This window comes from Streptomyces sp. NPDC015125 (assembly GCF_043080045.1).
In the GTDB taxonomy this organism is placed as follows: domain Bacteria; phylum Actinomycetota; class Actinomycetes; order Streptomycetales; family Streptomycetaceae; genus Streptomyces.
In genome coordinates this window covers 329286-353544 of record NZ_JBIBVF010000006.1, presented here as the reverse complement: position 1 = coordinate 353544, position 24259 = coordinate 329286, and the positions used below count along the sequence as shown (strand labels likewise).

The 24259-nt window shown below is 70.9% G+C and carries 20 protein-coding genes, 2 tRNA genes and 1 pseudogene; 10 read left to right on the top strand and 13 right to left on the bottom strand.

All coding sequences use genetic code 11. From position 1 onward, the window contains the following. The 6 genes and pseudogenes from ACF088_RS17515 to asnB form a co-directional block, all read right to left on the bottom strand. Window positions 1–635: pseudogene (locus ACF088_RS17515) on the bottom strand (hypothetical protein); the annotation flags it as partial. A gap of 19 nt (window positions 636–654) precedes the next feature. After that, complete coding sequence (locus ACF088_RS17510; protein ID WP_392376626.1) at window positions 655–1692, bottom strand: diiron oxygenase; 1038 nt, start codon at window positions 1690–1692, stop codon at window positions 655–657. A 166-nt stretch (window positions 1693–1858) separates the two neighbouring features. Next, window positions 1859–2149 (bottom strand): PqqD family protein, encoded by a 291-nt coding sequence (locus ACF088_RS17505; protein ID WP_392376625.1) that lies wholly within the window; start codon window positions 2147–2149, stop codon window positions 1859–1861. Next, the gene (locus ACF088_RS17500; RefSeq protein WP_392376624.1) at window positions 2149–2931 is read right to left on the bottom strand and encodes a nucleotidyltransferase domain-containing protein; all 783 of its coding nucleotides are present in this window, start codon (window positions 2929–2931) and stop codon (window positions 2149–2151) included. Before ACF088_RS17500 ends, ACF088_RS17505 begins: the two co-directional genes overlap by 1 nt. Then, window positions 2928–3725 carry a type II CAAX prenyl endopeptidase Rce1 family protein gene (locus tag ACF088_RS17495; RefSeq protein WP_392376623.1) on the bottom strand — a complete coding sequence of 266 codons (798 nt, stop codon included), beginning with the start codon at window positions 3723–3725 and terminating at the stop codon, window positions 2928–2930. Before ACF088_RS17495 ends, ACF088_RS17500 begins: the two co-directional genes overlap by 4 nt. Beyond that, window positions 3722–5920, bottom strand: coding sequence for an asparagine synthase (glutamine-hydrolyzing) (gene asnB / locus ACF088_RS17490; RefSeq protein ID WP_392376622.1), 2199 nt, complete (start codon window positions 5918–5920; stop codon window positions 3722–3724). Before asnB ends, ACF088_RS17495 begins: the two co-directional genes overlap by 4 nt. Before the next feature lie 803 nt (window positions 5921–6723). Between asnB and ACF088_RS17485 the strand changes: the two genes are divergently transcribed. The 8 genes from ACF088_RS17485 to ACF088_RS17450 all read left to right on the top strand — a co-directional run bounded on the left by ACF088_RS17485 (window position 6724) and on the right by ACF088_RS17450 (window position 15091). Further along, complete coding sequence (locus ACF088_RS17485) at window positions 6724–7434, top strand: HAD family hydrolase (protein ID WP_392376621.1); 711 nt, start codon at window positions 6724–6726, stop codon at window positions 7432–7434. 136 nt (window positions 7435–7570) lie between these two features. Then, entirely contained in the window at window positions 7571–8263 is a 693-nt protein-coding gene (locus tag ACF088_RS17480; RefSeq protein ID WP_392376620.1) for a 2OG-Fe dioxygenase family protein, read from the top strand. Between the two features lie 54 nt (window positions 8264–8317). Continuing rightward, entirely contained in the window at window positions 8318–9388 is a 1071-nt protein-coding gene (locus ACF088_RS17475; RefSeq protein WP_392376619.1) for an iron-containing redox enzyme family protein, read from the top strand. A 10-nt stretch (window positions 9389–9398) separates the two neighbouring features. Further along, on the top strand, window positions 9399–10349 hold the full coding sequence (gene dapF, locus ACF088_RS17470; protein ID WP_392376618.1) for a diaminopimelate epimerase: 951 nt from the start codon (window positions 9399–9401) through the stop codon (window positions 10347–10349). Beyond that, window positions 10346–11455, top strand: a complete 1110-nt coding sequence (locus ACF088_RS17465) for an aminotransferase class I/II-fold pyridoxal phosphate-dependent enzyme (protein ID WP_392376617.1) — start codon at window positions 10346–10348, stop codon at window positions 11453–11455. The genes dapF and ACF088_RS17465 overlap by 4 nt, the downstream gene beginning before the upstream one ends. Next, on the top strand, window positions 11452–12213 hold the full coding sequence (locus ACF088_RS17460; protein WP_392376616.1) for a PIG-L deacetylase family protein: 762 nt from the start codon (window positions 11452–11454) through the stop codon (window positions 12211–12213). The genes ACF088_RS17465 and ACF088_RS17460 overlap by 4 nt, the downstream gene beginning before the upstream one ends. A gap of 41 nt (window positions 12214–12254) precedes the next feature. After that, window positions 12255–13562: an acetyl-CoA carboxylase biotin carboxylase subunit family protein gene (locus tag ACF088_RS17455; RefSeq protein ID WP_392376615.1), complete on the top strand. Its 1308-nt coding sequence runs from the start codon at window positions 12255–12257 to the stop codon at window positions 13560–13562. Next, complete coding sequence (locus ACF088_RS17450; RefSeq protein WP_392376614.1) at window positions 13559–15091, top strand: MDR family MFS transporter; 1533 nt, start codon at window positions 13559–13561, stop codon at window positions 15089–15091. The genes ACF088_RS17455 and ACF088_RS17450 overlap by 4 nt, the downstream gene beginning before the upstream one ends. A 222-nt stretch (window positions 15092–15313) precedes the next feature. On the opposite strand, the gene ACF088_RS17445 is transcribed toward ACF088_RS17450, so the two are convergent. Further along, a tRNA-Ala gene (locus ACF088_RS17445) sits at window positions 15314–15386 on the bottom strand. 127 nt (window positions 15387–15513) lie between these two features. Between ACF088_RS17445 and ACF088_RS17440 the strand changes: the two genes are divergently transcribed. Further along, window positions 15514–16062, top strand: a complete 549-nt coding sequence (locus ACF088_RS17440; protein ID WP_392376613.1) for a helix-turn-helix domain-containing protein — start codon at window positions 15514–15516, stop codon at window positions 16060–16062. 47 nt (window positions 16063–16109) lie between these two features. Further along, complete coding sequence (locus ACF088_RS17435; RefSeq protein WP_392376612.1) at window positions 16110–17699, top strand: serine/threonine-protein kinase; 1590 nt, start codon at window positions 16110–16112, stop codon at window positions 17697–17699. A 58-nt stretch (window positions 17700–17757) separates the two neighbouring features. Here ACF088_RS17435 and ACF088_RS17430 read toward each other — a convergent pair whose 3' ends face one another. The 6 genes from ACF088_RS17430 to gyrA form a co-directional block, all read right to left on the bottom strand. Further along, complete coding sequence (locus tag ACF088_RS17430; RefSeq protein WP_392376611.1) at window positions 17758–19275, bottom strand: hypothetical protein; 1518 nt, start codon at window positions 19273–19275, stop codon at window positions 17758–17760. After that, a complete protein-coding gene (locus ACF088_RS17425; protein ID WP_392376610.1) occupies window positions 19269–20099 on the bottom strand; it encodes a hypothetical protein in 831 nt (276 codons plus the stop codon). The genes ACF088_RS17430 and ACF088_RS17425 overlap by 7 nt, the downstream gene beginning before the upstream one ends. Window positions 20100–20401: 302 nt before the next feature. Continuing rightward, window positions 20402–20536, bottom strand: a complete 135-nt coding sequence (locus ACF088_RS17420) for a DLW-39 family protein (RefSeq protein WP_003958712.1) — start codon at window positions 20534–20536, stop codon at window positions 20402–20404. A gap of 190 nt (window positions 20537–20726) precedes the next feature. Then, window positions 20727–20800: transfer RNA gene (locus tag ACF088_RS17415), tRNA-Ile, on the bottom strand. 88 nt (window positions 20801–20888) lie between these two features. Beyond that, window positions 20889–21569 carry a DUF3566 domain-containing protein gene (locus ACF088_RS17410; RefSeq protein WP_392376609.1) on the bottom strand — a complete coding sequence of 227 codons (681 nt, stop codon included), beginning with the start codon at window positions 21567–21569 and terminating at the stop codon, window positions 20889–20891. A gap of 15 nt (window positions 21570–21584) precedes the next feature. Beyond that, entirely contained in the window at window positions 21585–24209 is a 2625-nt protein-coding gene (gyrA, locus tag ACF088_RS17405; RefSeq protein ID WP_392376608.1) for a DNA gyrase subunit A, read from the bottom strand. Between the last annotated feature and the right edge of the window lie 50 nt (window positions 24210–24259).

The window sequence follows — 24259 nt, the reverse complement described above, 5'->3', positions numbered from 1 at the left end:
GTACGGAAGGCGTGCTTGATGTTCAGCGGCATGTCGTTGAACAGGTGGTCCGTGATCACCCGCGCACCGCTGCCCGTCCACTCGCTCTGCCAGGCGATGTCGACGATGTCCCGGACGAGCTCGGCGCCGCCGGCGGGGTCCTGCCGGGTGAAGTGCCCCAGCGCGGGCCGCACCCCGTGGGCCAGCAGCAGCGGCACGATCCAGTCGAGCCCCGGGTGCCGGTCGTCGAGGTTGTCGTACAGGCCCGAGGCGGGGGTGAACGCATCGGGCGACATCACGGTGTAGACGAGCCCGAGGTCGCCGAGCCTGGCCAGGCGCTCCCACTCGTGGCGGGTGGGCGCCCAGACGGTCGCCTCGGGGGTCCCGCCGTGGCTGGCGAGCAGCGGCCCCTCCAGCGCGATGCCGGGGATGTGCGGCAGCTTGCCGTTGCGGCGCAGGTCGGCGTACCGCTGCATGAACCACTCGAATTTCTCGAGTGCGGACCGGTGGAGATAGAGCGTGGGGATGCACACCACGCCTTCCTCGGCGGATCTGCGGTCGAGCAGTACGAGATCCAATTGGGAGAACTCCGAGAAGTCCACCTCGCCAAAACCGTGACAGTGCACCTCGACCGGGAGGGCTGGCGTCTCATTCATGGGCTGTGAAATCTCTCTTTCATTTCCTGATCCCGTGGACGTGCAGTTCCTCGAGCGCCCGCGCGTCGTCGAATGCGCCGAGGGACTCGAAATAGCGCACGGTCTGCCGGGACATGGCGGCAAGGTGCTGGCTGAGGATCTCCGGCGTGTAGGTCTCCGCCACGACGCAGCGCGCGTCGTCCTCGCCCAGCCCGTAGCGGATCAGTTCCTCCCGGATCGCGGGCAGGTCCGGGTGGAGGAACGTCGTGATGAGCCGGGGCACCAGCCGTGCCGCGGCACGCCGCTCCGCCGGCGAGAGCTGGCCCCACATTTGCCGCAGGAACATGGCGAAGTACGCATGGTGGCGCCCCTCGTCACCGGCGTGGTCGCGTACGGTCCCGGAGACCGCGGCCACCACCTCGGAGCTGTCGGGGACCTCGGCGAGGCTGGCGGAGATCAGGGTCTCCGACACCACCACGAAAAGGATCTCGGCCAGCGCGCCGTCTGCGGGCGGGAGTTCATCGAGGAGCCGGTGGAGCCGGTCCAGGAAGAACGGCTGCCGCGGCAGCCGCGGCGCGATCCCGGTCCGCTGCTCCACCTGTCGCGCCAGGTCGATGGAGAACAGCGTGTGGTACGCCTCGTCGCAGTAGATCTTGTACGCGTCGAACCGCATCTCCTCCGGGAGTTCCACGCCGACGGAGTCCTGCGCGATGGACAGCACCGTCCGGTTGACCACCAGGGACTCCAGCCGTGCCGTGAAGTCCAGGTAACGGTAGAGGTGTTGGACCAGCAGCTCCTCGTGTACCGCTGCGGGCAGCTCCTTCACCAGCGGGTGCTGGGTGATGGGGACGAGATCCGGCGGGAAGTAGTAGCGGCCGGACTCGTCCTCGCGCAGGGTCCGGCGCGGTGACTGCCGCACGGCGGCGCGCTCGTGCCAATTGCGGAACGGGCTGCGGTAGTCGCCGGGTGTCGAGGGCGGCTCGGGGGCGTCGGCGGCGGCCACCCGGTGCAGCAGCAGCTGCTTGGGGCACTGGGTCAGCGCCGCACAGCCCACGAACATGCCCGCGGTTCCGCACATAGGAGATCTCCCTTCGCCACTACGGTCCGGACCTACTCACACCCGGCACGACACCGGGCCCAGCGCTGCGCAACGGGCAGTGGCACATGGCCCACGGCCGTGCCCGCCGCACCCGCCGGCCGGGTGGTCAGGGGCCCGGCGGCAGCGACGTCCTGACCGGTGACGGTCACGGCGCGGTCGCCTCCACCACGCCGCTGCCGGCGAGGTCGGCGAGCAGCTCGCCGATGTCCTCGGCGGCCACCTGCACGGAGACGTCGTACTCGGCGGCGAGCTGCTCGGCGATGCCCTGGACGGTGGTCGAGCCGTCGACCCGCTTGAACACGAACGTCCCGATCTCGTCGAGCTCGACGGCATGCGGGCCGTTGGCGACGATGAGCTTGCCGCGGAACTTGCGCATCCGGGCGGCCAGGCTGCGCCGCGGCACCGTTTCGGGGCCGAAGGGATGAGGTGCTGCCATCAGATCTCCACCTCCAGGGACAGGTCCTTGCAGAACTCGACGGTTTGGCGCACCCAGTCCTCGGGCCGCTGCGGGTCGAAGCCGGCCATGGTCTCCAGGGCCCAGTACCGCTCGAAGGGCAGAACGTCGAGACCGGCGTCCTGCACCCGGCGGGCACGCCACTTGGGCGTGTGGGTGCCGTAGACGCCGTGGCTGTCCAAGAGGGCGTCGGTGGCCTGCTGGAAGGCGACCTTGGCGGCGAGAACCGCGCTGTGGGTGTCGCCGGTCTCCAGCATTCCCAGCGCCTGCTCGACCTTGCCGTCCGCCTCGGACAGCGAGCGGGTCGCCACGAACGCCCGGTAGGCGGAGCCGTGCAGCTGCTCCGCGCGCCGCTTGAGCCAGTCCGCGCCGATCAGCGCCACACCGCCGGCCAGGCGCTCCAGGAACAGCTCCTCGTTCGAGGTGAGGATGCGCAGCGAGGATTCGTCGGAGTCGAAGGCGTCCCAGGTGACCTTGCCCAGCATCTGGTCGACCTGGGCGTCGGTCCAGTACGTCACCTCGTACCGCCGGCCGCCGTCGGTGAAGTCCACCGACGTGACGGTGTCCGGGGCGAGCGGCACCGCCACCGTCCGGGCGCCCGGCATCCGGCAGGGGGCGTCGGTGAGGACATAGAGGTCGAAGTCGCTCGCGGCGTGTGCCCAGCCCCGGGTGACCGAGCCGACCACCACGACGGCGACCGGGTCGTCGGGGGCCAGGTCCTTGCGCCTGAGTGCGTCCAGGCACCCGTCCAAGTCCGGTTTCACGACCAGCTCCTGTCCTCGTTCTCGCGCTGTAGCTCGATGACGATCTGAGGGATGTTGTTGACGAGGTGAGCGAGCAGGGCCGGATAGACCGACTGGGACGCCAGGGTCAGTGCGAGCAGCGCCACGGCCCCGGCGATCTCCACCGCCGTGGAGCGGACCGTGCCGCGCCGGTTGGCGCCCGGCTGGATGTGGTGCTGCGCCACGAAGGCCGTCGCCGCCAGCAGTCCCAGCAGCGCCGGGTCCGCCACCATCAGCACGGGGGCGCGGAAGAGGATCTCCTCCCCGACGGCGCCCACCGCGCCCGCGAAGGCGCGGGCGCTGCCGTGGGAGCGCGGGGTGGGCCCCAGGACGAAGGCGAGCTCGCCGGTGAACAGCCCCGCCGGGCGCAGCCCGCTCAGCACGACCAGCCCGGCGCCGACGGCGAGCGCCACGGCGAACCACCACCACTCCCCGGCCCGGGTGAGCCACTGGGGAGCCGTGCACGCGGTGAGCACCAGCGCGCCCAGCGGGGCCACCAGACCGGCCAGCGTCTCCGCCCAGATGCTCGCGCCGCTGCGCCCGCCCCTCGGCACCCGCCACGGCAGGCCCATCAGCACGGCTTCGGCCACCAGCAAGGCGGCCACCACCCGCAGCGCGACCGAGCCCACGGTCCACAGCCCAACGGCAAAGGCCGCCACCGTGGCGGCGGCCATCAGTTGCCGGGGCTCGGGCCGCCAGCCGACCGGTGCGAAGGTGGAGACGGAGCGACGTTGTGGACTCTCGTCGCGCACCGCCCGGCCGGCAGCCGTGGTCATGGCGCCGCCTCCGCGGTCACCACGATCCCCAGGTCGATGGCGTCGGCGAGCTGTTCGTGCACGGTCTCCAGGCTGTGCCCGAGCCCGTCGAGCACCTCGCCGATCGTGCGCTCACCGTCCAGCGCCCGCAGCACGGCGGGCCACTCGGGCAGTTCGTCCTCGTCCAGGACGTACTCGATCTCGCCGTCGATGATCACGTACCACACCGACGGGTCGGCGGGGTCCTTGAGCAGCAGCACATTGTCCGCGACCGCCGCGCGGGTCCGCGGGTCGACGGGCGCCGGCCGGACGACCTCGGCCTCGATCTTCTCCGCTTCGGTGTCCCAGTCGCCCACCGGTACCGACTGCGGCACGGGCGCCTTGGCCACCTGGGCGTGCGGGGCGGGCAGCGAGGCGGCCATCTGCTCCAGCAGGCCGAGGTTGACCGCCGACAGCAGGAATTCCACGTGTCCGGACGAGGGGTTGGCCTGCAGCTGCCGCAGCGTGGCCCGCAGGTTGTCCGCGTCCAGGAACTCCCGGGCGCCGGGTCCGCTGAGCGCCTCCTCCAGCAGCCGACCGCCGTCCTGGGCGAGCATGGCGCCGAAGGCGCGGTAGGTGTGCCGGACGCCTTCCCCGTAGAAGAAGGGGCCCTTGGGGCGGTGCACCATCTCGTCGGGCAGGGTGCCGACCAGGGAACGCCGCAGAATCTGCTTGTCCCAGATCAGGCGGGGGCGCAGCGCCTCGGGGACCGCGGCCACCAGCTCGATGAGGCGGTGGTCCAGGAACGGCACACGGGCCTCGATGCCGTTGCCGGCCGCCGACCGGTCCTCGTGCCAGCAGTTGTACTGCTGCACATCGCGGTACTTCCAGCGGAACAGCGCCTCGTACGGCTCGTGGGCCGGGCGCCCGGCGGCCTCGCGCAGCACCGAGGACTTGACCAGCGGCAGGCCGGGGACGTCCCACCAGGCACCCAGTTCGGGGCTGCGGTACTGGTCCCGGCGGACCGCCATACGGTCCAGGTTGTCCAGGAAATCGGGCCATTCGCCGCCGCCCGCGATGCCCTTGGAGTAGCCGCCGTTGAATTCATCGGCTCCGCCGCCCAGCAGCATGGCCTTGATGTGCGGCGTCCGGTCACGGACGTAGCGGTACATCTCGTGCTTGTAGAACGCCTCGGGCCCGGCCAGCGGCGTCTGCATCAGCCACACGAACCGCTTCCACTCCTCCACACCGGGTACCGAGTCGGTGCGGAACAGAATCTGGTGGTTCGTCAGTCCGAGGTTCCGGGCGGTGCGGTGCCCCCACTCGGAGTCGCCGTTGGCGAGGGTGCTGCCGTTCAGCGCGGTGAAGGTCTGGGGCTTGCCGGAGGCCAGTGCGGCCACCGCAGCGGAGTCGATGCCCCCGCTGAGGAAGAGACCGATCTCGACATCGGCCATCTCGCAGTCGGCCACCGCGGAGGACAGCAGCTCGCCGTAGCGGCGCACCAGCTCGTCCTCGGACGCGGTACCGGCGGAGTCGAACTCGGGGAACGACCAGTAACGGTGGGTCGAGCGCTCGCCGGAGCGCAGGTCGAAGGAGACCACACAGCCGGCCGGGGCGAGCTCGATGTCCTTGAACCACGAGTGGGCCGGGCTCTCGTCGAACGCCGGGGCACGCGTCATGGCCTGGTCGCGCAGCGCGCGCTCCCAGTCCAGCTCACGGGGGCAGGCGGGGTCCTCGAAGAGCGCCTTGACCTCCGAGCCGAAGACGACCCGCTCGGCGTTCTGGTGGTAGAAGACGGGCTTGATGCCGAACCGGTCACGGGCCAGCAGCAGCCGGCCCCGGGTGCGGTCGTAGAGCGCGAGGGAGAACATCCCGCGCACCTTGTCCAGGAAGCGCAGCCCGTCACGGCGGTAGAGGTGGAGCAGCACCTCGCAGTCGGAGCGGGTCCGCAGCCGCGTGCCGCTCGGGAGCGTGGCGGCCAGCTCCTCGTGGTTGTAGATCTCGCCGTTGGCGATCAGAACCAGGTCGTCGTCCTCGGTCCGCAGCGGCTGGTCGCCGCCGGCGACATCCACCAACGACAGCCGTACGAAGCCGAATCCGACCGGGCCGGAACGGTAGTAGGCCTCACCGTCGGGGCCACGGTGCGCTATGGCCTGAACCATTCGCTGGAGCTGGGAGTCCGCAGCGCCGGACAGCGCTCTTCCGTCCACGCGAGCGATTCCGCTCAGACCACACATCGTTACCTCGCTCGTTTCATGTGCTGGTTCCTCCGCCGCGAGGCGGAAACACCGCATAAAGCGGCGCAACTCCCACTGAAGTGAAGGAGAATCACGGTCGGCACCAGGAAGGGGCCACACCTCAAGGCACAACCTTGAGGTGTGGCGCCTTTGTGGTTCAGACCGCCGTGGGTCAGACCACGGAGCCCAGAACGGTGCCCTGGTTGACCTTCTTGGCCTCCGGCTTGGTGTACTTACGCATGGCGATTCACCCCCCTACGGGATCATGCGGATATCCCCCCGGGATCTAGTGATCCCGAATTGCCCTTGTGGACCAACGCGGTGCCCGAAAACACCACGCCTTTTGCCCTTACGGACTCAAGCCCACACGGACAACATCAGTTTTGAAAACCGGCTGGATTCCCCGCTTCGAACGTTGCCTTAAACAGAACAGCGGATCTTGCTTGGATATGTCAATCACCGGCCATTGTGACGCACGCCACACGGTGTTCTTTTCCCAAAACCGGATACTCTGGCTTGAGTTAGCGACAACAACCGCCCGGAGTCCATTGCGGCTTCATGCCCGCGGACAGGGCGGTGAGTGTCCCCAACGGCCGCTCGAACGGCCTCTGTTCGCGCTGCCCGACGCCGGGGACCACTGCACGGGGGGATCCAATGGGAGGCCGTTATTCCGCTTTTCCATGGGAAGCAGTGATTCCGCTTTTCCCATGCCGCGCGTGGTGGCTTGATTTCGGCCATCACCGGCTGTCCCATGCCCGAAAACTGGTATAGCGCCACCCAGGCCGGCACCACATGGAGGAATTTTGGCCAGCACCCAGGCTCATTCGGCCGTTTTTCCACTGCCCACCGAGCTCGAAGCGATCGTATTCGACTGCGACGGACTCCTTTTGGACACCGAAACCTGCTGGTCACGCGCGGAGAGTGCACTCTTCCGGGCGCACGGGCACGAATTCGGCCTGGCCGAAAAGAAGCTTGTCATCGGCAAGACCGTGGAGGGCGTCGGCGAGGTGATGGCCGATTACTTCGGGCGTCCCGGCGAAGGTGAGCTGCTCTCCGCCGAGCTGCTGGAGGGCGTGCGCCGGGAGCTGGCCGACGGAGTGGCCGCGCTGCCCGGGGCCGCGGACCTGGTCCGGGCCTGTGCCGAGCGGCTGCCCGTCGCCGTCGCCAGCAACAGCCCCCGCGCGCTGCTGGAAACCGCGCTGGGCAGCTCCGGCCTGGCCGATCTGCTGCCGCTGTCGTTCGCGGCCGACGAGGTGGCGGCTCCCAAGCCCGCGCCCGACCTGTACCTCGTCGCCTGCCGGGCGCTGGGCGCCGATCCCGCCTCCTGTGTCGCCTTCGAGGACTCCAACACGGGCATCCGCGCGGCCCGCGCCGCGGGGCTCCATCTGATCACCGTGCCCTCGCTGGCCGGCCAGGAGCTGGACCACGACTGGCTGCTGGACTCCCTGGCCGACCCCGAACTCCAGGCGTGGGCCCGTGCACTGCGACCGACGGGCGCCCACGCCGCCGGCTGACCGCCCGTCACACCCCGTCCGACCCCGTACCCGCCGGGCAGCGCTGCCCGGACGAACCCACCGGGCAGCGCTCGCCCACCCACACCGGGCAACGCCCACCCACAAGAACTCCCTTCTCCTCACAAAGGAGCACTCCATGCCGATCGGCACCCAGGGATTCACCGTCTTCGACCTGCCCGCCGTACCAGGGGAACTCCTGGACAGCTACGACGACCTTCCGGTCGACGACTACATGGGCAACGGCACACGCTTCAAACGGTTCTCGCAGTACCGGCTGTCCCCCGCCGAGGGCGACGCCTGGAACTTCGAGGTGCTGCCGCACCGGGACTACACGGCGTACAAGAAGTTCAACAAGGCCGCCGGCGGCATTCGCCGGACCTATGAGCCCCTCCAGGCCGACTTCACCGAGCTGATCTCCCGGGGAATCTCCGGTATCGGCCTCGACCGCGCCGAGGACTGGCAGATCAATGTGCACCAGAACCGCACACGGGCCGAGGCCGGCCGCCCCGGGCCGCTGACGCCCGAGGGCGTGCACCACGACGGCCACGAGTTCGTGATGATCGCCGTACTGCGCCGGGAGAACGTGGGCGGCGGCGAGACCCGGCTGTGGAAGCCCGGCGCCGACGAGCCCTTCTGGAGCGGGACGCTCCAGGCGGGCCAGGCCGTACTCCTCGACGACAAGGCCATCGCCCACGACGTGACCGACGTCGTGGCGGCCGGCGACCGGCCCGGACACCGGGACATCGTGATCGTCGCCTTCTCGCGCTGGCAGCACAAGTGGTACGGCGACGAGCACGACTCCTCCGCCCTGTCCGAGGCCGCCGGCTGAGCCCGGCCACCGCCTCCCCCACCACCCACACCGAGAAGATTGTGCTGATTCCGCATGCCTGAAGACTGGAAAACCCGGCTCGCCGAGGGTCCGCTGTCCGCGGTGCGCGCCCTGGAGTCCTGTACCGCCGGCGAACTGACCCTGCTGACCGAGAACTACGCCTTCCGCGGCGCACTGGCCGCCGCCTGCAAGGAGCTCACCGAGCGCGCCGGTGCCGGGAAGGACCGCACCGCGCTCGCCGAGATGCACGAACTCCTCGCCCTGATCTACGACCGGGACTTCTCCGGCGTGGTCATCGCCGAGGTCGACCACGAACGCGCGCCCCTCCTGCGCGACGTGGCCGCGATCCTGGAAGCGGCCATGCTGGGCGAGGAGACCGCCCGTATCGACGAGGAGACCGTCACCGGCTACCCCCGGTCCGGCACGGAGTACGTCCGCTGGCTGAAGAACCTCGTCAACGAACACCCGGCCGGCCGGCACCCGCTCTACCACGAGCACATCGAACAGCAGGGCACCCGCGAGGACCTGCGGCTGCTGCTCGCCCAGGAGACCAGCCTCGACCCGCGCTTCGACGACATCCTGGCCTCGATGCAGATGGGCCGGACCGGTGGCGAGAAGATGGAGATAGCCGCCAACTACTGGGACGAGATGGGCAACGGCGACGCCGAGCTGGTCCACACCAGCCTCTTCTCCCAGGCTCTCGATTCCATCGGCGCCGACCCGGCCTTCATCCGGGACAGCTTCATGCTGGAGGCCGGGATCTGCGGAAACCTCTCCGCCTGCCTCGGGCTCGCCCGCCGGCACTACTACAAGGCCGTGGGCTACTTCGGCGTGACGGAGTACCTGGCGCCCCGCCGCTTCCGCTGCGTGGTCGACACCTGGCGCAGACTGGGCCTGCACGAAGTCGGCATCACCTACCACGACCTGCACATCGGCATCGACGCCGGGCACGCCTCCGGCTGGTTCAAGAACGTCGTGGCGCCGCTGGTGGACGGCGATTCCCTGATCGGCCGGGACATCGCCCTGGGAGCCATGATCAGGCTCAACACCTCACAGGACTACCTCGACGAACTGCTGCGGCGCATGCGGGACCGGTCCCCCGTCGCGGTCGGCGCGGAAGCCTGAGGGGGCGGACGTGCCGGACCCCCTGCCACTCCCTCGCCACGTCGTGGCGGACGGCCATGACTTCGTGAAGTACGAGGCCCTGGGCAACGACTACTTGGTGATCGCTCCGGCCGCCGGCCAGGTGGCGCCGACACCGGAGAACATCCGGCTGATCTGCGACCGCCACTACGGTCCCGGCGCCGACGGAATTCTCTACGGTCCGCTCCCCGAGGAGCACGGATTCGGGCTGCGCACCTTCAACTCCGACGGCACCGAGTGCGAGAAGAGCGGCAACGGCCTGCGCATCTTCGGCCGTTACCTGCACGACCACGGCTGGACCGGGGAACCGGAGTTCACCGTCCGCACCCTGGCCGGGCCGGTCACCGTGCAGCTGGTGGACCCGGCCCCCGGCCCGGAGGCACCCGACGCCGCCTCCCCCGGCTCCGGCCACACCGGCGACGGGGCGCCCGTACGCGTCTCCATGGGGCGGGCGTCCCTGGACAGCGAGCTGATCGGTGCCACCGGTCCGCGCCGGGAGATGCTGCGCGAAACCCTCGCCGCGGCGGACCGCGAGTGGACGGCCACCTGCGTCTTCCTGGGCAACCCGCACTGCGTCCTCCCGCTGGACGGCACCGAGGTCACCGAGGAGCTGGCCCGGCGCCTGGGCCCCGCCCTCGCCGGCCACGCACGCTTCCCCGGACGGATCAACGTCCAGCTCATGGAGGTACGCGCCGCCGACCGCATCCGCATCGAGGCCTACGAGCGGGGCGCCGGCTACACGCTCGCCTCGGGCAGCAGCGCCTGCGCGGCGGCCGTCGCCGCGCACGCCCTCGGGCTGACCGGCCCCGAGGTCACCGTCGAGATGCCCGGCGGCCACCTCGCCGTCGGCATCTCCGACGGCGAGGTCACCCTGACCGGCCCGGTCCGGCCCGTCGTGGCCGGCCGGTGGGCCCCGGCATTCCGCAGGCGGCTGGCCTCATGACCACGATCACCATGCGCCAGTGGTACTTCGACGAGGCCCACGGCCACTACGACATCGACCTCGGCGACAGCTATGTGGGCGGCAGCCGCCTGTCCGACCACGCACTGCCCGCCGACTGCCTCCTCGACTACGGCAACAACCGGGGGACCGCCCCGCTGCGCCACCTCGTGGCCGGCCTCTACGGCCGCGATCCGTCCCACATCGGCATCACCCACGGCGGGCAAGAAGCCCTCTACCTCCTCTACCGCACCCTGCTGACCGCAGGCGACCACGCCGTGGTCTTCACCCCCGGCTGGCAGCAGGCGGAGCCGGTGCTGTCCCGGGCCGGATGCCGGGTGGACGCCGTCGGCACCACCGCCGACGGCCGCCCGGACATCGCCGCGGCACTGCGCAGGATCGGCCCCCGCACCAGGGCCGTGGTGCTCAACTCGCCCTGCAATCCGACCGGCCGGAAGGTCACCGCCGACGGCATCAAGGAACTGGCCGAGGCGCTGCGAGGGCACGGCGGCCAGCTGATCCTCGACGAGGAGTACGTCGCCGACCTCGGCACCGACTCCTGGGTCGGGGCGTACGAAAACGCCGTCTCCGTCTCCAGCGTCTCCAAGGTCTACGGGGTCCCGGGCCTGCGCGTCGGCTGGATGTGCGGCCCGCCCGAGGTCGTGGACGCGGCCATGCAGTACAAGCACTTCACCACCGTCACCAACTCGGTGGTCCTGGAACAGCTGGCCACCGGGATCCTGGAGCGCCGCGAGGAGCACGTGCGGCGCTACCGGCAGCTGATCACCGATGGTCTGCAGATGCTGGAGCGGTGGGCCGCCCGGCACCGCGGCACACTGCGGATGTGGCAGCCGGAGGGCACCCCGTACGCCTGGCTGCACACCCCCGGCCTGCCGTCCTCGCTGGAGTTCTGCCGCGAGGTCCTGCGCCGGGAGCGCGTGCTGCTGATGCCGGCCGAGGTGTTCGGCACCGAGCACGGCCTCCGCCTCACCTTCGCCCGGGAGCCGGACGTCCTGGCCGAGGGCCTGCGGCGCATCGACGCCGTACTGGCCGGCCACCCCACCGCCGCCGGGAGCGGCACCCACGCCGAGAGCAGGGAGCAACAATGACGGCACAGCTCGAGGAGATGCCCACCGACTGGTCGCGCGGACTGGCGCTGGTGGCACACCCCGACGACATCGAGTACGCCATGGGCCCGGCGGTGATCACCTGGACCGACAGCGGCAAGGAGATCGCCTACGTCCTGGCCAGCCGCGGCGAGGCGGGCATCGACGGCTGCGACCCGGAGAAGGCCAGGCCGCTGCGGGAACGGGAGCAGCGCGCGAGCTCGGCGGTCGCCGGGGTGACCTCGGTGGACTTCCTGGACCACCCGGACGGGCTGATCACCGACTCCCTGGCGCTGCGCCGGGAGTTCGCCACCGCCATCCGCCGCCACCGGCCGGACATGGTGCTCACGGTCAACCACCACGAGCACTGGCGCGGCGTCTCCTGGAACACCTCGGACCACCGGGTCGTCGGCCGGGCCGCGCTGGACGCCGTCGTCGACGCCGGCAACCGCTACGTCTTCACCGAGGACGGCCTCGACCCCTGGGAAGGCGTGCGGTGGATGGGCGTCGCCGGCTCCCCGTACCCCACGCACGCCGTGGAGGTCGCGGGCGCCGAGGACCGCGCCGTCGAGGCGGTGCTCCAGCACCGCGCCTACCTGGAAGCGCTCACCGACGAGGACCCGGAGAGCTACGCCCGGGGGTTCCTGCGGCGCAACATGGCCAGGGCCGGCGCCCTGTACGGCGACCGCGACGCGGTCGCGTTCCAGCTCTTCGAGCGCGACGCCTACCGCGTCAAGGACGGCGTCACCCACTACCGCTGACCGCCCGCGCCCTCCGCCCCCTCAGCCCCACCGGGAATGGCATGCACCTGGCCTTCGTCGACTCCAACCCCCCTGCCCTGCAGGCCATCAGACTGGCCAAGAGCGCGGGACACCGGGTCACCTATCTGCAGTCCGCACACACCCAGTACCCGCTCACCGAGGCCAACCTGGCCCTGGTCTCGTCCGTGGACCACCTCGTCGACGGGCTGGTCACCACCGACCACGACGTGGTGACCGCGGCACTGGCCGAGTGCCACGCCGCACACCCCATCGACTTCGTCACCACGCAGCACGAGATGTCCGCCGAGGCGGTGGCCGCGGCCTGCCGCGCACTGGGGCTGCGGGGCACCTCACCACAGGCGGTGCTCACCGCCCGGCGCAAGGACCGCACCCGGGCCGCGCTGCAGGCCGCGGGCCTGGCCTCGGCACACTTCGCGACCGCCACCGACGAGGCGGGGGCGCTGGCGGCGGCGGAGCGGATCGGCTACCCCGTGGTGTTCAAGCCACCGTCCGGGGCGGCCGGGCTGCTCGCCTGTGTCGTCCGCGACGCGGCGGAGGCCGGGTCGGCCTGGCAGCGGCTGCAGCGCGGCCTCGATGCGGTTCCCGAGCACTGGCGCGGCCAGTTCCGGCGCGGCGTCCTCATCGAGGAGTTCCTGGTGGGGGAGCTGGTGTCGGTGGAGATCGGCGCCCGGGACGGCCGGTTCTTCCCGCTGTGCATCAGCGGCCGCTACCGCTGGGCGGGCGACGGGGTCACCGCCCTGGGCTCCTTCCTCCCCGCCGGCCTGGAAGCGCAGCAGGCCACCGCGTGCTGGGAGTACGCCCGCCGGGTCTGCCGGGCGATCGGTGCCGACATCGGCGTCTTCCACCTGGAGATCATGGTCACCCAACGGGGGCCCGTCCTGGTCGAGTTCAACCCCCGGGTCATGGGCGGCGGCCTGCCTGCCGCCTACCGCCACGCCACCGGGCAGGAGGTCTACGCCGCGCTGCTGGACATCCTCGCCGGGTCCGACGACGTCCCCGCGCCGTCCTTCCGGGCCGGTTGCACCGCGGTCCGCGTCGTCCTTCCCCGCGAGGCCGGCCGGCTCGGCCCCGACGCGACCCTGGCGCCGCTGGCCGAGCACCCCGGTGTCAAGGAGGTCATCGGCTTCGGCGAGTACCGCACCGGCCCCGGCAGCGACGTGGCCCGGGGCCAGGCGCTGGCCCGGTTCATCGTCCAGGAGACCGACCCGACGGCCGTCGAGCGGACCTCCGAGCGCCTGCTGAGCCGACTGGAACCGCTGCTCGGCGTCCCGCTGATGACCGGCGGCTACCGCCCCGGCAGCCCGGAGCACCCGGGGAGCGCACGGTGAGCAGACCCGGCGAACCCCACACCGCGAACCCGCGGCGGACGGCGGGCGGCCCGGCCGCACCGCCCGGCCGCCGTGCCATCGCCCTCGCCCTGATGACGGCGATGGCGCTGACGGCCCTGGACAGCACGGTGGTGGCCACGGCCGTTCCGCAGATCGTCGCCGACCTCGGCGGGTTCTCGCACTTCTCCTGGCTCTTCTCCGGCTATCTGCTCGCCGGCACGGTGTCCCTGCCGGTCTACGGCAAGCTCAGCGACACACTGGGGCGCAAGCCGGTCCTCCTGTTCGGCATCACCCTCTTCCTGGCGGGCTCCGCGCTGTGCGCAGCCTCCTGGAACATGACCGCGCTGATCGTCTTCCGGATCGTCCAGGGCTTCGGCGGAGGCGCGATCCAGAGCACCGTCCAGACCCTCGCCGCGGACCTGTACCCCCTGGAGGAACGCCCGCGGATCCAGGCCGCCATCTCCTCCGTGTGGGCAAGCTCCGCCGTTCTCGGTCCCGCCGTCGGCGGCCTGATCACCGCCTGGGCCGACTGGCGCCTCATCTTCCTGCTCAACGTCCCGCTCGGGCTGGTCTCGCTCGTCCTGCTGGCCCGGCGCCTGAGCGAGCCGCCCCGACAGCGCGCCGCCGGGCGCCTGCGTGCCGACTGGGCCGGCGCACTGGCCCTCTTCCTCACCGGCTGCGCCCTGCTGACCGCCATCGTCCAGGGCGGACACGCCTGGCCCTGGCTCTCCGCGCCGTCCCTCGCCCTCTTCGGCACCGGCGCCGCCCTGCTGGCCACCACGGTCGTGGTGGAGCGGCGCGCGGCGGATCCCATCCTCCCGGGCTGGGTATGGCGCCGCCGCACCATCGCCGCCGCCAATCTGGCCATGGCGGCGCTCGGCGTGATGACCATCGCGCCGACCGTCTTCCTCCCCACCTACGCCCAGTCCGTGCTCGGCCTCGATCCCCTGCGGGCGGGCTTCGTCCTGGCCGTCATGTCGGTGGCCTGGCCCATCTCGGCGGCCCTCAGCCAGCACGTCTACCGGCGCATCGGCTTCCGCCAGTCCGCGATGACCGGCATGGCCGTCGCCTGCCCCGTCCTTTTGGCCTTCCCCGCCCTCTCCGGCACCCACAGCCCCTGGTACCCCGCCCTCATCTCGCTGGCCCTCGGCGCCTGCCTCGGCATCACCCAGCTCCCCCTGCTCGTCGGCGTCCAGTCGACGGTGCCCGTGTCGGAACGCGGTACGGCAACGGCCTCTCTTCTCTTCTGCCGCCAACTCGGCTCCAGCATCGGTGCCGCCCTCTTCGGCGCCCTGGCCAATGCGATCCTCAACTCCCGTCTGCGGGAGACCTCTTCCGCTCTCCCGTCCGCCGGGGGCAGCACCCTCGATTCGCTCTCCTCCGCTGCCACCTCCGGCGCTGCCGCAGGACCGCTGCGCGATGCCCTCGCCACCGCGGTCGACTGGGTCTACATCGGCGCCGCAGCAGCCGCGGCCCTCGCCGTGCTCGCGCTCCTCCTGGCCCCGCGCCGCTTCCCCGTGCTCGATTGAGGGGCGAGGGCACCGGATCCACGGCCCCCGGCCCACCGGATCCCGGCCGCCGCACTCGCGGCCACCCCCGGCCCCCCGGGACCGGCAGGGGAGCAATGCCGCGGGCCAGCCCCCGAAAAACCGGGGCTCCGGAGCCGTCCGCCGGTCCCACCGTGCTGCCGCAGTAGCACGAAAAACACCCTCTCCGACCGCGTTTCCGCAGGTCAGAGAGGGTGTAAACGGTGGAGCCTAGGGGAGTCGAACCCCTGACATCTGCCATGCAAAGACAGCGCTCTACCAACTGAGCTAAGGCCCCTTCGCGCACCAGGGTACCTGGTGTCCGACCGCTTTCCCGACCGGGTATCGCCGCACACCGTTGCTCTCCGTAGGATGCTTCGCGAGATTCGCGGCAGCGAAGCGACCGGGGAGACAGGGGAGACGGTATGGACACAGCACAGCAGGAAGCCACCGCGCGGGCCCGGGAACTTCAGCGCAGTTGGTACGGGGAGCCGCTGGGGGCGCTGTTCCGTCGTCTCATCGACGATCTCGGCCTCAACCAGGCCCGGCTCGCCGCAGTGCTCGGCCTGTCGGCACCGATGCTGTCCCAGCTGATGAGCGGGCAGCGCGCGAAGATAGGCAACCCGGCCGTGGTGCAGCGGGTGCAGGCGCTGCAGGACCTGTCCGGCCAGGTCGCCGACGGCAGCGTCAGCGCCGCCGAGGCCACCGACCGCATGGAAGAGATCAAGAAGACGGCGGGGGGTTCGGTGCTCAACAACACCGCACAGCAGACGTCGTCGACGGGGGCGACCACGGTCCGGCGCGTGGTGCGGGAGATCCAGTCGCTGCTGCGGTCGGTCTCCGACGCCGGGGACATCATCGATGCGGCGAACACCCTCGCCCCCGCTCACCCCGAACTGGCAGAGTTCCTCCGGGTCTACGGTGCCGGTCGTACCGCAGACGCGGTCGCCCACTACGAGGCGCACCAGAGTTAGCCACCAGCCACTGGGGACGTTGCGAGTTCAGAAGCGGACGGGGCGCAATGGGTGAGGTCTTCGCCGGTCGGTATGAGCTGATCGACCCGATCGGACGGGGCGGGGTGGGCGCGGTCTGGCGCGCCTGGGACGCCCGGCGCCGCCGCTATGTTGCCGCCAAGGTGTTGCAGCAAAGCGACGCGCACACCCTGCTGCGCTTCGTCCGCGAACAGGCACTGCGGATCGACCATCCGCATGTGCTGGCCCCGGCGAGCTGGGCCGCGGACGACGACAAGGTGCTGTTCACCATGGATCTGGTGAACGGCGGGTCGCTGGCACATCTGATCGGGGATTACGGCCCGCTGCCGCCGCGGTTCGTATGCCTGCTCCTGGACCAGTTGCTGGCCGGGCTGACCGCGGTGCACGCGGAGGGTGTGGTGCACCGCGACATCAAGCCGGCGAACATCCTGCTGGAGGCCACCGGCACCGGCCGGCCGCATCTGCGGCTGTCGGACTTCGGCATCGCGATGCGCAAGGGTGAGCCGCGGCTGACCGAGACCAACCTCGTGGTCGGGACGCCCGGATACTTCGCACCGGAGCAACTGCTGGGCGCCGAACCGGACTTCCCCGCGGACCTGTTCGCGGTCGGCCTGGTCGCGCTCTATCTGATCACCGGCACCAAGCCGGACGCCGACGCCCTGGTCCAGCACTTCGGACGGCACGGCATCCCGAACGCGCCCGAGGGGGTGCCGGAGCCGCTGTGGCAGGTGCTGGCGTCCTTGGTGCACCCCGACCCGGAATCCCGGTTCAGGACGGCCACGGGGGCGCGTAAGGCGATCATCTCGACGGTGGAACTGCTGCCCGACGCGACGATCGAGGAAGAGATCGTCGAAGTCTTCGACCACATAGGACCGCTCCCGGCCGGCTTCGGGGCGGACGGGCCACTGCGGAGCAGGGATGGCGACGGGCCCGCGACGGCCGGTGCCACCGCAGGCACCACGGCCACCGGGCAGGTGTCCATGTCGGACACCGGAAGCTTCCATATCGCCCCGCCGGAACCGAGCACCCCGCCGACGCCTGCTCCGCTGCCGGTGCCGGTGCCGGGCGGCGCGCCCACGGGTCATGGTGAGGGGCACACGGGCCTCGGCGAGTCGTCCACGGGTCATGGTGAGGGGCACACGGGCCTCGGTGAGTCGTCCACGGGTCATGGTGAGGGGCACACGGGCCTCGGTGAGGGGCACACGGGCCAGGGCACTACGTCCACCGGTCAGAGCATTGCGTCCACCGGCCAGGGCACTGCGCCCACGGGGCACGGCGGTCCTGGTACCGGCCACACCACTGCCCCCACCGGCCACGGCGCCCCGGCCGGCCACGACGCGGTCTCCGGCGGCCTGCCCCCGATGCCTCCCCCGCCTCACGCGCCCGTGTACCAGCCCACGGCCGCCGTCCACCAGGAACACTCCGCGACCCGCCCCTATACGGCAGGCCCGTACCCGGTCCCCGGGCGGCCCCCGGCCGGTACCCCCGTCGCCGGCCCGGTCTCGGCGCCTCCCGTCCCGTACCGGAAACCGGGACCGCCCCCGAAGGTCGCGATCCCGGTGCTGGTCGTGGCGCTGCTGTGCATCGCGGTCGGCGTCTGGGCGCTGGTGGCCGCCTGAGGCCACGCCGCGGTCCGGGGGCCGGCGCCCGGGGCCCACCGGCCCCCTGAAACGCCCGCTACCAGCCCTGCGGGGGCCCGAACTGCGTATTCCGTCGCGCCTGTTGGGTCGATTGCGTCGACTGTCCTGGCTGCCCCGGCTGCCCCGGCTGTCCCGGCTGTGACGGCTGTCCCGGCTGCCCCGGCTGCCCCGGCTGTCCCGGCTGTGACGGCTGTCCCGGCAGCGAAGGCTGCTCGCCCGGGCCGCCCGGGCCGCCCGGGCCGCCCGAACCGATCGCTGTGGCCGGTGCACCGGTCCGGGACCGCCGCGCCACCAGCGTCCACGCGCCCAGTCCCACCAGCAGCACCACCCCCGTGCCGATCCCGGCGTAGGCCACCGTCATCAGGGTGCCGCTCTTCGCCGCCTGCTGTGCGGTCTGGCCCTTTTCCGCCGTCTCCCGGTCCTCGGACGTGACGGAGAAGGTGTCGGTCGGCTCGGCGTAGCCGGGCCCGGCCTTGGCGACACCGCGGACATCCACCCGGAGGGTGAGTTCCGCGCCCTTGGGGAAGAACCGCGCGGCATCGGGGTGCAGGCTGACCTCGAGGTAGTACCAGCCGGCGAACCGCATCGCGTTGACCGAGCCGGCCGGCTGGAAGCGGTTGCCGTACGCCACCGGCGCGGTGAACTCCTTCGCAGCGGCCGGCTTCCCGGTGTACGAGACGAAGGAGAGGTCGTCGACCACACCGCGCGCCGGGTTGTAGACACCCAGCCCGAGCATCCGGGCGAGGAAACCGGAGGTGCCGGAGGGCACATTCGGCAGCTCCGCGCTCAGGTTGAGCCGCTGTCCCCAGTCCACCGGTACGCGGTAGAAGCGGGTCTCGCCCGGCGTGATCCGGTCCTTCCACACACCGGAGTCGACCGAGCCCGCGTCGTTGAAGCCGGTGCCTCCCTTGGCGCTGCGCTTGGTGGTGTCCGTGCGCGGTGCGGGCGTGACGGTGCTCCAGCTTCCCTGGCCCGGCCGGGCGGGGGTGGCGCCCTTGAGCGGCGGCTCGTCGAGGTAGTCCAGTTCGAGCGGCCAGGTGTCGGCGCCGGAGGTCGCCGAACCCTGACGGGTGATCACCAGGTAGTACGGGCCGGCCTTCTGGCACTCCATGCGGTCGGCGCCGATACGGCGGGTGGCGTAGTCGGCGATCGGGTAGGCCATGCCGCCGCCGTGGAAGGACGGATGGGCGCCCGTGTCGCAGGTCGTGCCGGCGCTGTCCTGGACATTGACGGTCAGCTTGTCGCCGTAGTCCTCGACCTTGGTCCCGGGCGGCGGCGCCGCCACGGCCGAGAAGTACGCGCTGGTCCTGTCGTCCAGGGTTACGGCGTAGTACTTCTGCTCACCGCGCTGGATGGAGTCGGTGTGCAGTCCGGGCTTCAGCTGCGGGGCATCCGCGGTACCGGTGCTGCCCTTGGCCGGCGTGGCGCCGTCTCCCGTCCGGTAGCCGGGGACGGAGTCGGCCGAGGCCACACCCACCGCCCCCGGCAGGATCACCACCACGGCGAGCGCCGCCAGTACGGCTATGCCCCTGTTCGTCGTGCGCCCCGTCACCACGAGCCACCCCTCATCGGATCGGAATTCCCGGCGCCGGCCCGCGGCTTCCTGCGGGTCCGTCCGTAGGCCGCCGCGAGACCGGCCGGCAGCAGCACGCACACGCTGCCGATGGCGACGGCCACCACACGCCCTGTGGGCCATCCTCCACCGCCGTCCCGTGTGCCGTCCGCCGAGGCCGGGGAATCGCCCGGGGAGACCTCGGTCCGGCCCGCGGGCGCCCCGGCCTGCGGGCCGCTCTTCTCCTTGCCCGGCACCGCGATCCTCACCAGCACACCGATCCGCGGATGCGGCGCAATCTCGAAGGTCTTGGCGCCCCCTGTCACCGCGGGAGAGAAGTCCCCGTTGCAGTGCACGGGGGCGCCGTCGGGCAGGGCGGCGTCCGTGCCGTCCGCGCCGTACTCCGGCTCGGACCGTGCCGGCGTGACGCCCTGCTTCAGCTGATGTTCCACGTGAAACATCAGCTCCATCGGCCATCCGGCGTCCGGCCCCTTGGCGGCCCTGCGCTCGACGACCAGCCGGTACCGCCCGGCCTTGTCGCAGCTACCGGTCCCGCCCTGTGTAGGGATGCGACCGACACCCGAGGTCAGCGGTGTTGCCGTACCGCGCACCTGCTTCTCCTTGAAGCGGTAGCCGCCCACGGAGAGTTGGCCGACCCACTGGAGTCGGCGGGCGAGCACCCTCACCATCCCGCTGCCCTCGGCGACCGACGCCCGGGCCGGTGGCGCCCCGGCCGGTGAGGCCCCGGCCGGTGCGACCACAGTCGCCGCAGTGGCCTGAATCCGCCCGGCAGTCAGGGCCGGCAACAGCCCCCCGAGCAACGCCACCGCCCCTCTGCGCGGCCGTCGTGCCGTTCTGCGCGGCCGTCGCGCCATGCCCTGCTCCCCCTTGGACCCTGCACCCCCACCACGGACTTTGCTCCTGCAAGCCAATCGTGTGCTATAGCAAACGCCAGAGGGTGGCCGTCACGGTCCGGCAACGACATCCAGCCACCCGCTCGACAGCCACCACGCCCACCGCAGCCCCCACCTGCCCCACCCGCCCCAGGACGCACGAAACCCCGACCGCCCAGGGGCAATCGGGGTCCGTACGAACGTGCTGTGCTGTGCTGTGCTGTGCTGTGGGGGTCTCAGACACCCGAACCTGCGGGCACGGAGTCGGTCGCCTCCGTCCACAGATCCTGCTCGGCGCGATCCGCCTGGATCTGGCGGTACACGAGGAGCCCGCCGATGGCGGCCAGTGCGACCAGGAGAAGCTTCTTCACCGCGCGACCTCGTCTTTCGTTGACGTAGGGGACCTATGTCGGCCGATGATACACACCGGCCGATACCGATTGGTTACCTAGCCCGCGGTCGGCAACGCCTCGTCCGAGGCCGCCGCCGCGAGCCAACTTCCGCCTCCGTACAACGAATCGGCCCGGCCGGGGAGTTCCCCGGCCGGGCCGATTGGTGCGGTGCGGCTACCAGGACTTGAACCTGGGGCCTCTTCCTTATCAGGGAAGCGCTCTAACCGTCTGAGCTATAGCCGCGCGTTCGCTGCACCGAAAGATTAGCGCACTTCAGAGGCGTTCCCAAAATCGGTTCCGGGAGCCTCCCGAACGCCCTCCCACGAGGGGATCACTCATCCTCGGCGAGGGTGAGCTCCACCCCGCCGACGAAGCCCGCCGACAGGTTGTAGAGGAACGCGCCGAGCGTGGCCAGCGCGGTCGCCAGCACCACGTCGATCACCGCGATGATCGACGTGAACAGCAGCACCCGCGGCAGCGACAGGAACGACTGCAGATCGAAACCGGCGCCGTCACTGGAGCCGGTGGCCTCGCTGATCGTCCCGCCGACCGTGGAGAACACGCCCATCGCGTTCATGACCATCCACAGCACGGCGGCGGCCACGACCGTGCAGATGCCCAGCGCGATGGAGAGCAGAAAGCTGACCTTCATGACCGACCACGGATCGGCGCGCGCCACCCGCAGCCGCGCCTTGCGGGTGCGCGGGACCGTGCCGGCGCCCGTACGCGGCCGGCGCACCGCCTGCCCGCCGCCCTGCCCACCGCCGGTGGGGTACGCCTGAGGCGGCTGGTACGGCTGCTGGGAGCCGCCCTCGGGGGCCTCCCCCTGGGGCTGCGGTTGCGGCTGACGGGTATCGGTCACGGGTCCCCCCTGGTGCGAGCCCTCGTCTGAGGGCCCGGTGTCGGAAACGGCAGAGCCACGGGCGCTGTTCTCCGTCACGGTTGCGGATCCGGACGGGGAGTCCTTCTTCGCTCCCGATCCACCCGCCGCAGCGCTCGTGGCTCCACTCACGACCTACTCCTCGTGCTACTCCGCCGCGGGCTGCTCGCCCTCGGCCTCCGTGGGAACGGTCCCCTCGGCCACGTCGGCCTCGTCGGGCACCTCGCCCCCGTCGACCTCTTCGGCTTCACGACCGGCCTCGGCATTCCATGCGATGCCGACGACGGCATCACGCTTGCCCAGGTTGATCAGTTGGACGCCCATGGTGTCACGGCCGGTCTCGCGGACCCCGTTGACCCGCGTACGGATCACGCCACCGCCGAGCGTCACCGCGAGGATCTCGTCGGTTTCCTCGACGACCAGCGCTCCGACCAGCGACCCCCGGTCCTCCACGATCTTGGCGGCCTTGATCCCCAGGCCGCCGCGGCCCTGGACGCGGTACTCGTCGACCGCGGTGCGCTTGGCGTACCCGCCGTCCGTGGCGGTGAAGACGAACGTACCGGCGCGGACCACGTTCATCGAGAGCAGCTCGTCGTCCGCGCGGAAGCTCATGCCCTTCACACCGGAGGTGGCCCGGCCCATCGGGCGCAGCGCCTCGTCCGTCGCCGTGAACCGGATCGACTGGGCCTTCTTGCTGATCAGCAGCAGGTCGTCGCTCTCCGAGACCAGCTCGGCGCCGATCAGCTCGTCGTCCGTGCCGTCCTCCTGCTCGCGCAGGTTGATCGCGATGACACCGCCGGAGCGCGGCGAGTCGTAGTCCTTGAGCGGCGTCTTCTTCACCAGGCCGGCCTTGGTGGCGAGCACCAGATACGGCGCGGCCTCGTAGTCGCGGATCGCCAGGATCTGCGCGATCTGCTCGTCCGGCTGGAAGGCGAGGAGATTGGCCACATGCTGACCCCGCGCGTCCCGTCCCGCGTCGGGGAGCTCGTAGGCCTTGGCGCGGTAGACGCGGCCCTTGTTCGTGAAGAACAGCAGCCAGTGGTGGGTGGTGGAGACGAAGAAGTGGTCGACGATGTCGTCTTCCTTGAGCTTCGTGCCCCGCACGCCCTTGCCGCCGCGCTTCTGCGAGCGGTAGTCGTCGGTCTTCGTCCGCTTCACATAGCCGCCACGGGTGATCGTGACGACGATGTCCTCCTCGGCGATCAGGTCCTCGATGGACATGTCGCCCTCGAAGGGCACCAGCTTGGAGCGCCGGTCGTCGCCGAACTTGTCGACGATCGCGGCGAGTTCCTCGCTGATGATCTGGCGCTGCCGCTCCGGGGAGGCCAGGATCGCGTTGTACTCGTTGATCTTGCGCTGCAGCTCGTCGTGCTCGGCGGTGATCTTCTGGCGCTCCAGGGCGGCCAGCCGGCGCAGCTGCATCTCCAGGATCGCGTTCGCCTGGATCTCGTCGATGGTCAGCAGGCCCATCAGGCCCTCGCGCGCCACCTCGACCGTCTCACTGCGCCGGATCAGCGCGATGACCTCGTCGATCGCGTCCAGCGCCTTGAGCAGACCGCGCAGGATGTGGGCCCGCTCCTCGGCCTTGCGCAGCCGGAACTTCGTCCGCCGGACGATGACCTCGACCTGGTGCGTCACCCAGTTGCGGATGAACGCGTCCAGCGAGAGCGTGCGCGGCACCCCGTCGACCAGCGCCAGCATGTTCGCGCCGAAGTTGGTCTGCAGATCGGTGTGCTTGTAGAGGTTGTTGAGGACGACCTTGGCGACCGCGTCCCGCTTGAGCACGATGACCAGGCGCTGGCCGGTACGCGAGGAGGTCTCGTCGCGGACGTCCGCGATGCCGCCGATCTTGCCGTCCTTGACCAGGTCGGCGATCTTCTGCGCGAGGTTGTCCGGGTTGGTCTGGTACGGCAGCTCGGTGACCACCAGGCACTGGCGGTTCTGGATCTCCTCGACGGCGACCACGGCACGCATCGTGATGGAACCGCGGCCGGTGCGGTACGCCTCCTCGATGCCCTTGCGGCCCACGACCAGTGCGCCGGTGGGGAAGTCGGGGCCCTTGATGCGCTCGATCAGCGCGTCCAGCAGCTCCTCGCTGGAGGCCTCGGGGTGCTCCAGCGCCCACTGGGCGCCGGCCGCGACCTCGCGCAGGTTGTGCGGCGGGATGTTCGTCGCCATACCGACCGCGATACCGGCCGAGCCGTTGATCAGCAGGTTGGGGAAGCGCGCCGGCAGGACCGTCGGCTCCTGGTTGCGGCCGTCGTAGTTGTCCTGGAAATCGACGGTCTCCTCGTCGATGTCCCGCAGCATCTCCATGGAGAGCTGCTTCATCTTGCACTCGGTGTACCGCATGGCCGCGGCCGGGTCGTTGCCCGGAGAGCCGAAGTTGCCGTTGGAGTCCACCAGCGGCATCCGCATCGACCACGGCTGCGCCAGACGCACCAGGGCGTCATAGATCGAGGAGTCGCCGTGCGGGTGGTACGTACCCATGACGTCGCCCACGACGCGGGCGCACTTGTAGAAGCCCTTCTCGGGGCGGTAGCCGCCGTCGTACATCGCATACAGCACGCGGCGGTGCACCGGCTTGAGGCCGTCCCGCACATCGGGCAGCGCACGCGAGACGATGACGGACATCGCGTAGTCGAGGTAGGAGCGCTGCATCTCCGTTTCGAGCCCGACGGGCTCGACGCGCATCCCGACGCCTTCGATGGCGGCGGGCGCGCCCTCGGCGGTCACGCCGTCCGGGGTCACAGGGGGGTTCTCGTCGGCCATGGTGGTTCAAAATCCTTTCGAGCTGCGGCTGTTGTTCGGGCCGACAGGGC

Excerpts from the sequence above, each read along its gene's own strand:
- ACF088_RS17510 (WP_392376626.1), bottom strand. The coding sequence starts at position 1,692 with ATGTGCGGAACCGCGGGCATGTTCGTGGGCTGTGCGGCGCTGACCCAG.
- ACF088_RS17505 (WP_392376625.1), bottom strand. The coding sequence starts at position 2,149 with ATGGCAGCACCTCATCCCTTCGGCCCCGAAACGGTGCCGCGGCGCAGC.
- ACF088_RS17495 (WP_392376623.1), bottom strand. The coding sequence starts at position 3,725 with ATGACCACGGCTGCCGGCCGGGCGGTGCGCGACGAGAGTCCACAACGT.
- asnB (WP_392376622.1), bottom strand. The coding sequence starts at position 5,920 with ATGTGTGGTCTGAGCGGAATCGCTCGCGTGGACGGAAGAGCGCTGTCC.
- ACF088_RS17480 (WP_392376620.1), top strand. The coding sequence starts at position 7,571 with ATGCCGATCGGCACCCAGGGATTCACCGTCTTCGACCTGCCCGCCGTA.
- ACF088_RS17475 (WP_392376619.1), top strand. The coding sequence starts at position 8,318 with ATGCCTGAAGACTGGAAAACCCGGCTCGCCGAGGGTCCGCTGTCCGCG.
- ACF088_RS17465 (WP_392376617.1), top strand. The coding sequence starts at position 10,346 with ATGACCACGATCACCATGCGCCAGTGGTACTTCGACGAGGCCCACGGC.
- ACF088_RS17460 (WP_392376616.1), top strand. The coding sequence starts at position 11,452 with ATGACGGCACAGCTCGAGGAGATGCCCACCGACTGGTCGCGCGGACTG.
- ACF088_RS17455 (WP_392376615.1), top strand. The coding sequence starts at position 12,255 with ATGCACCTGGCCTTCGTCGACTCCAACCCCCCTGCCCTGCAGGCCATC.
- ACF088_RS17440 (WP_392376613.1), top strand. The coding sequence starts at position 15,514 with ATGGACACAGCACAGCAGGAAGCCACCGCGCGGGCCCGGGAACTTCAG.
- ACF088_RS17435 (WP_392376612.1), top strand. The coding sequence starts at position 16,110 with ATGGGTGAGGTCTTCGCCGGTCGGTATGAGCTGATCGACCCGATCGGA.
- gyrA (WP_392376608.1), bottom strand. The coding sequence starts at position 24,209 with ATGGCCGACGAGAACCCCCCTGTGACCCCGGACGGCGTGACCGCCGAG.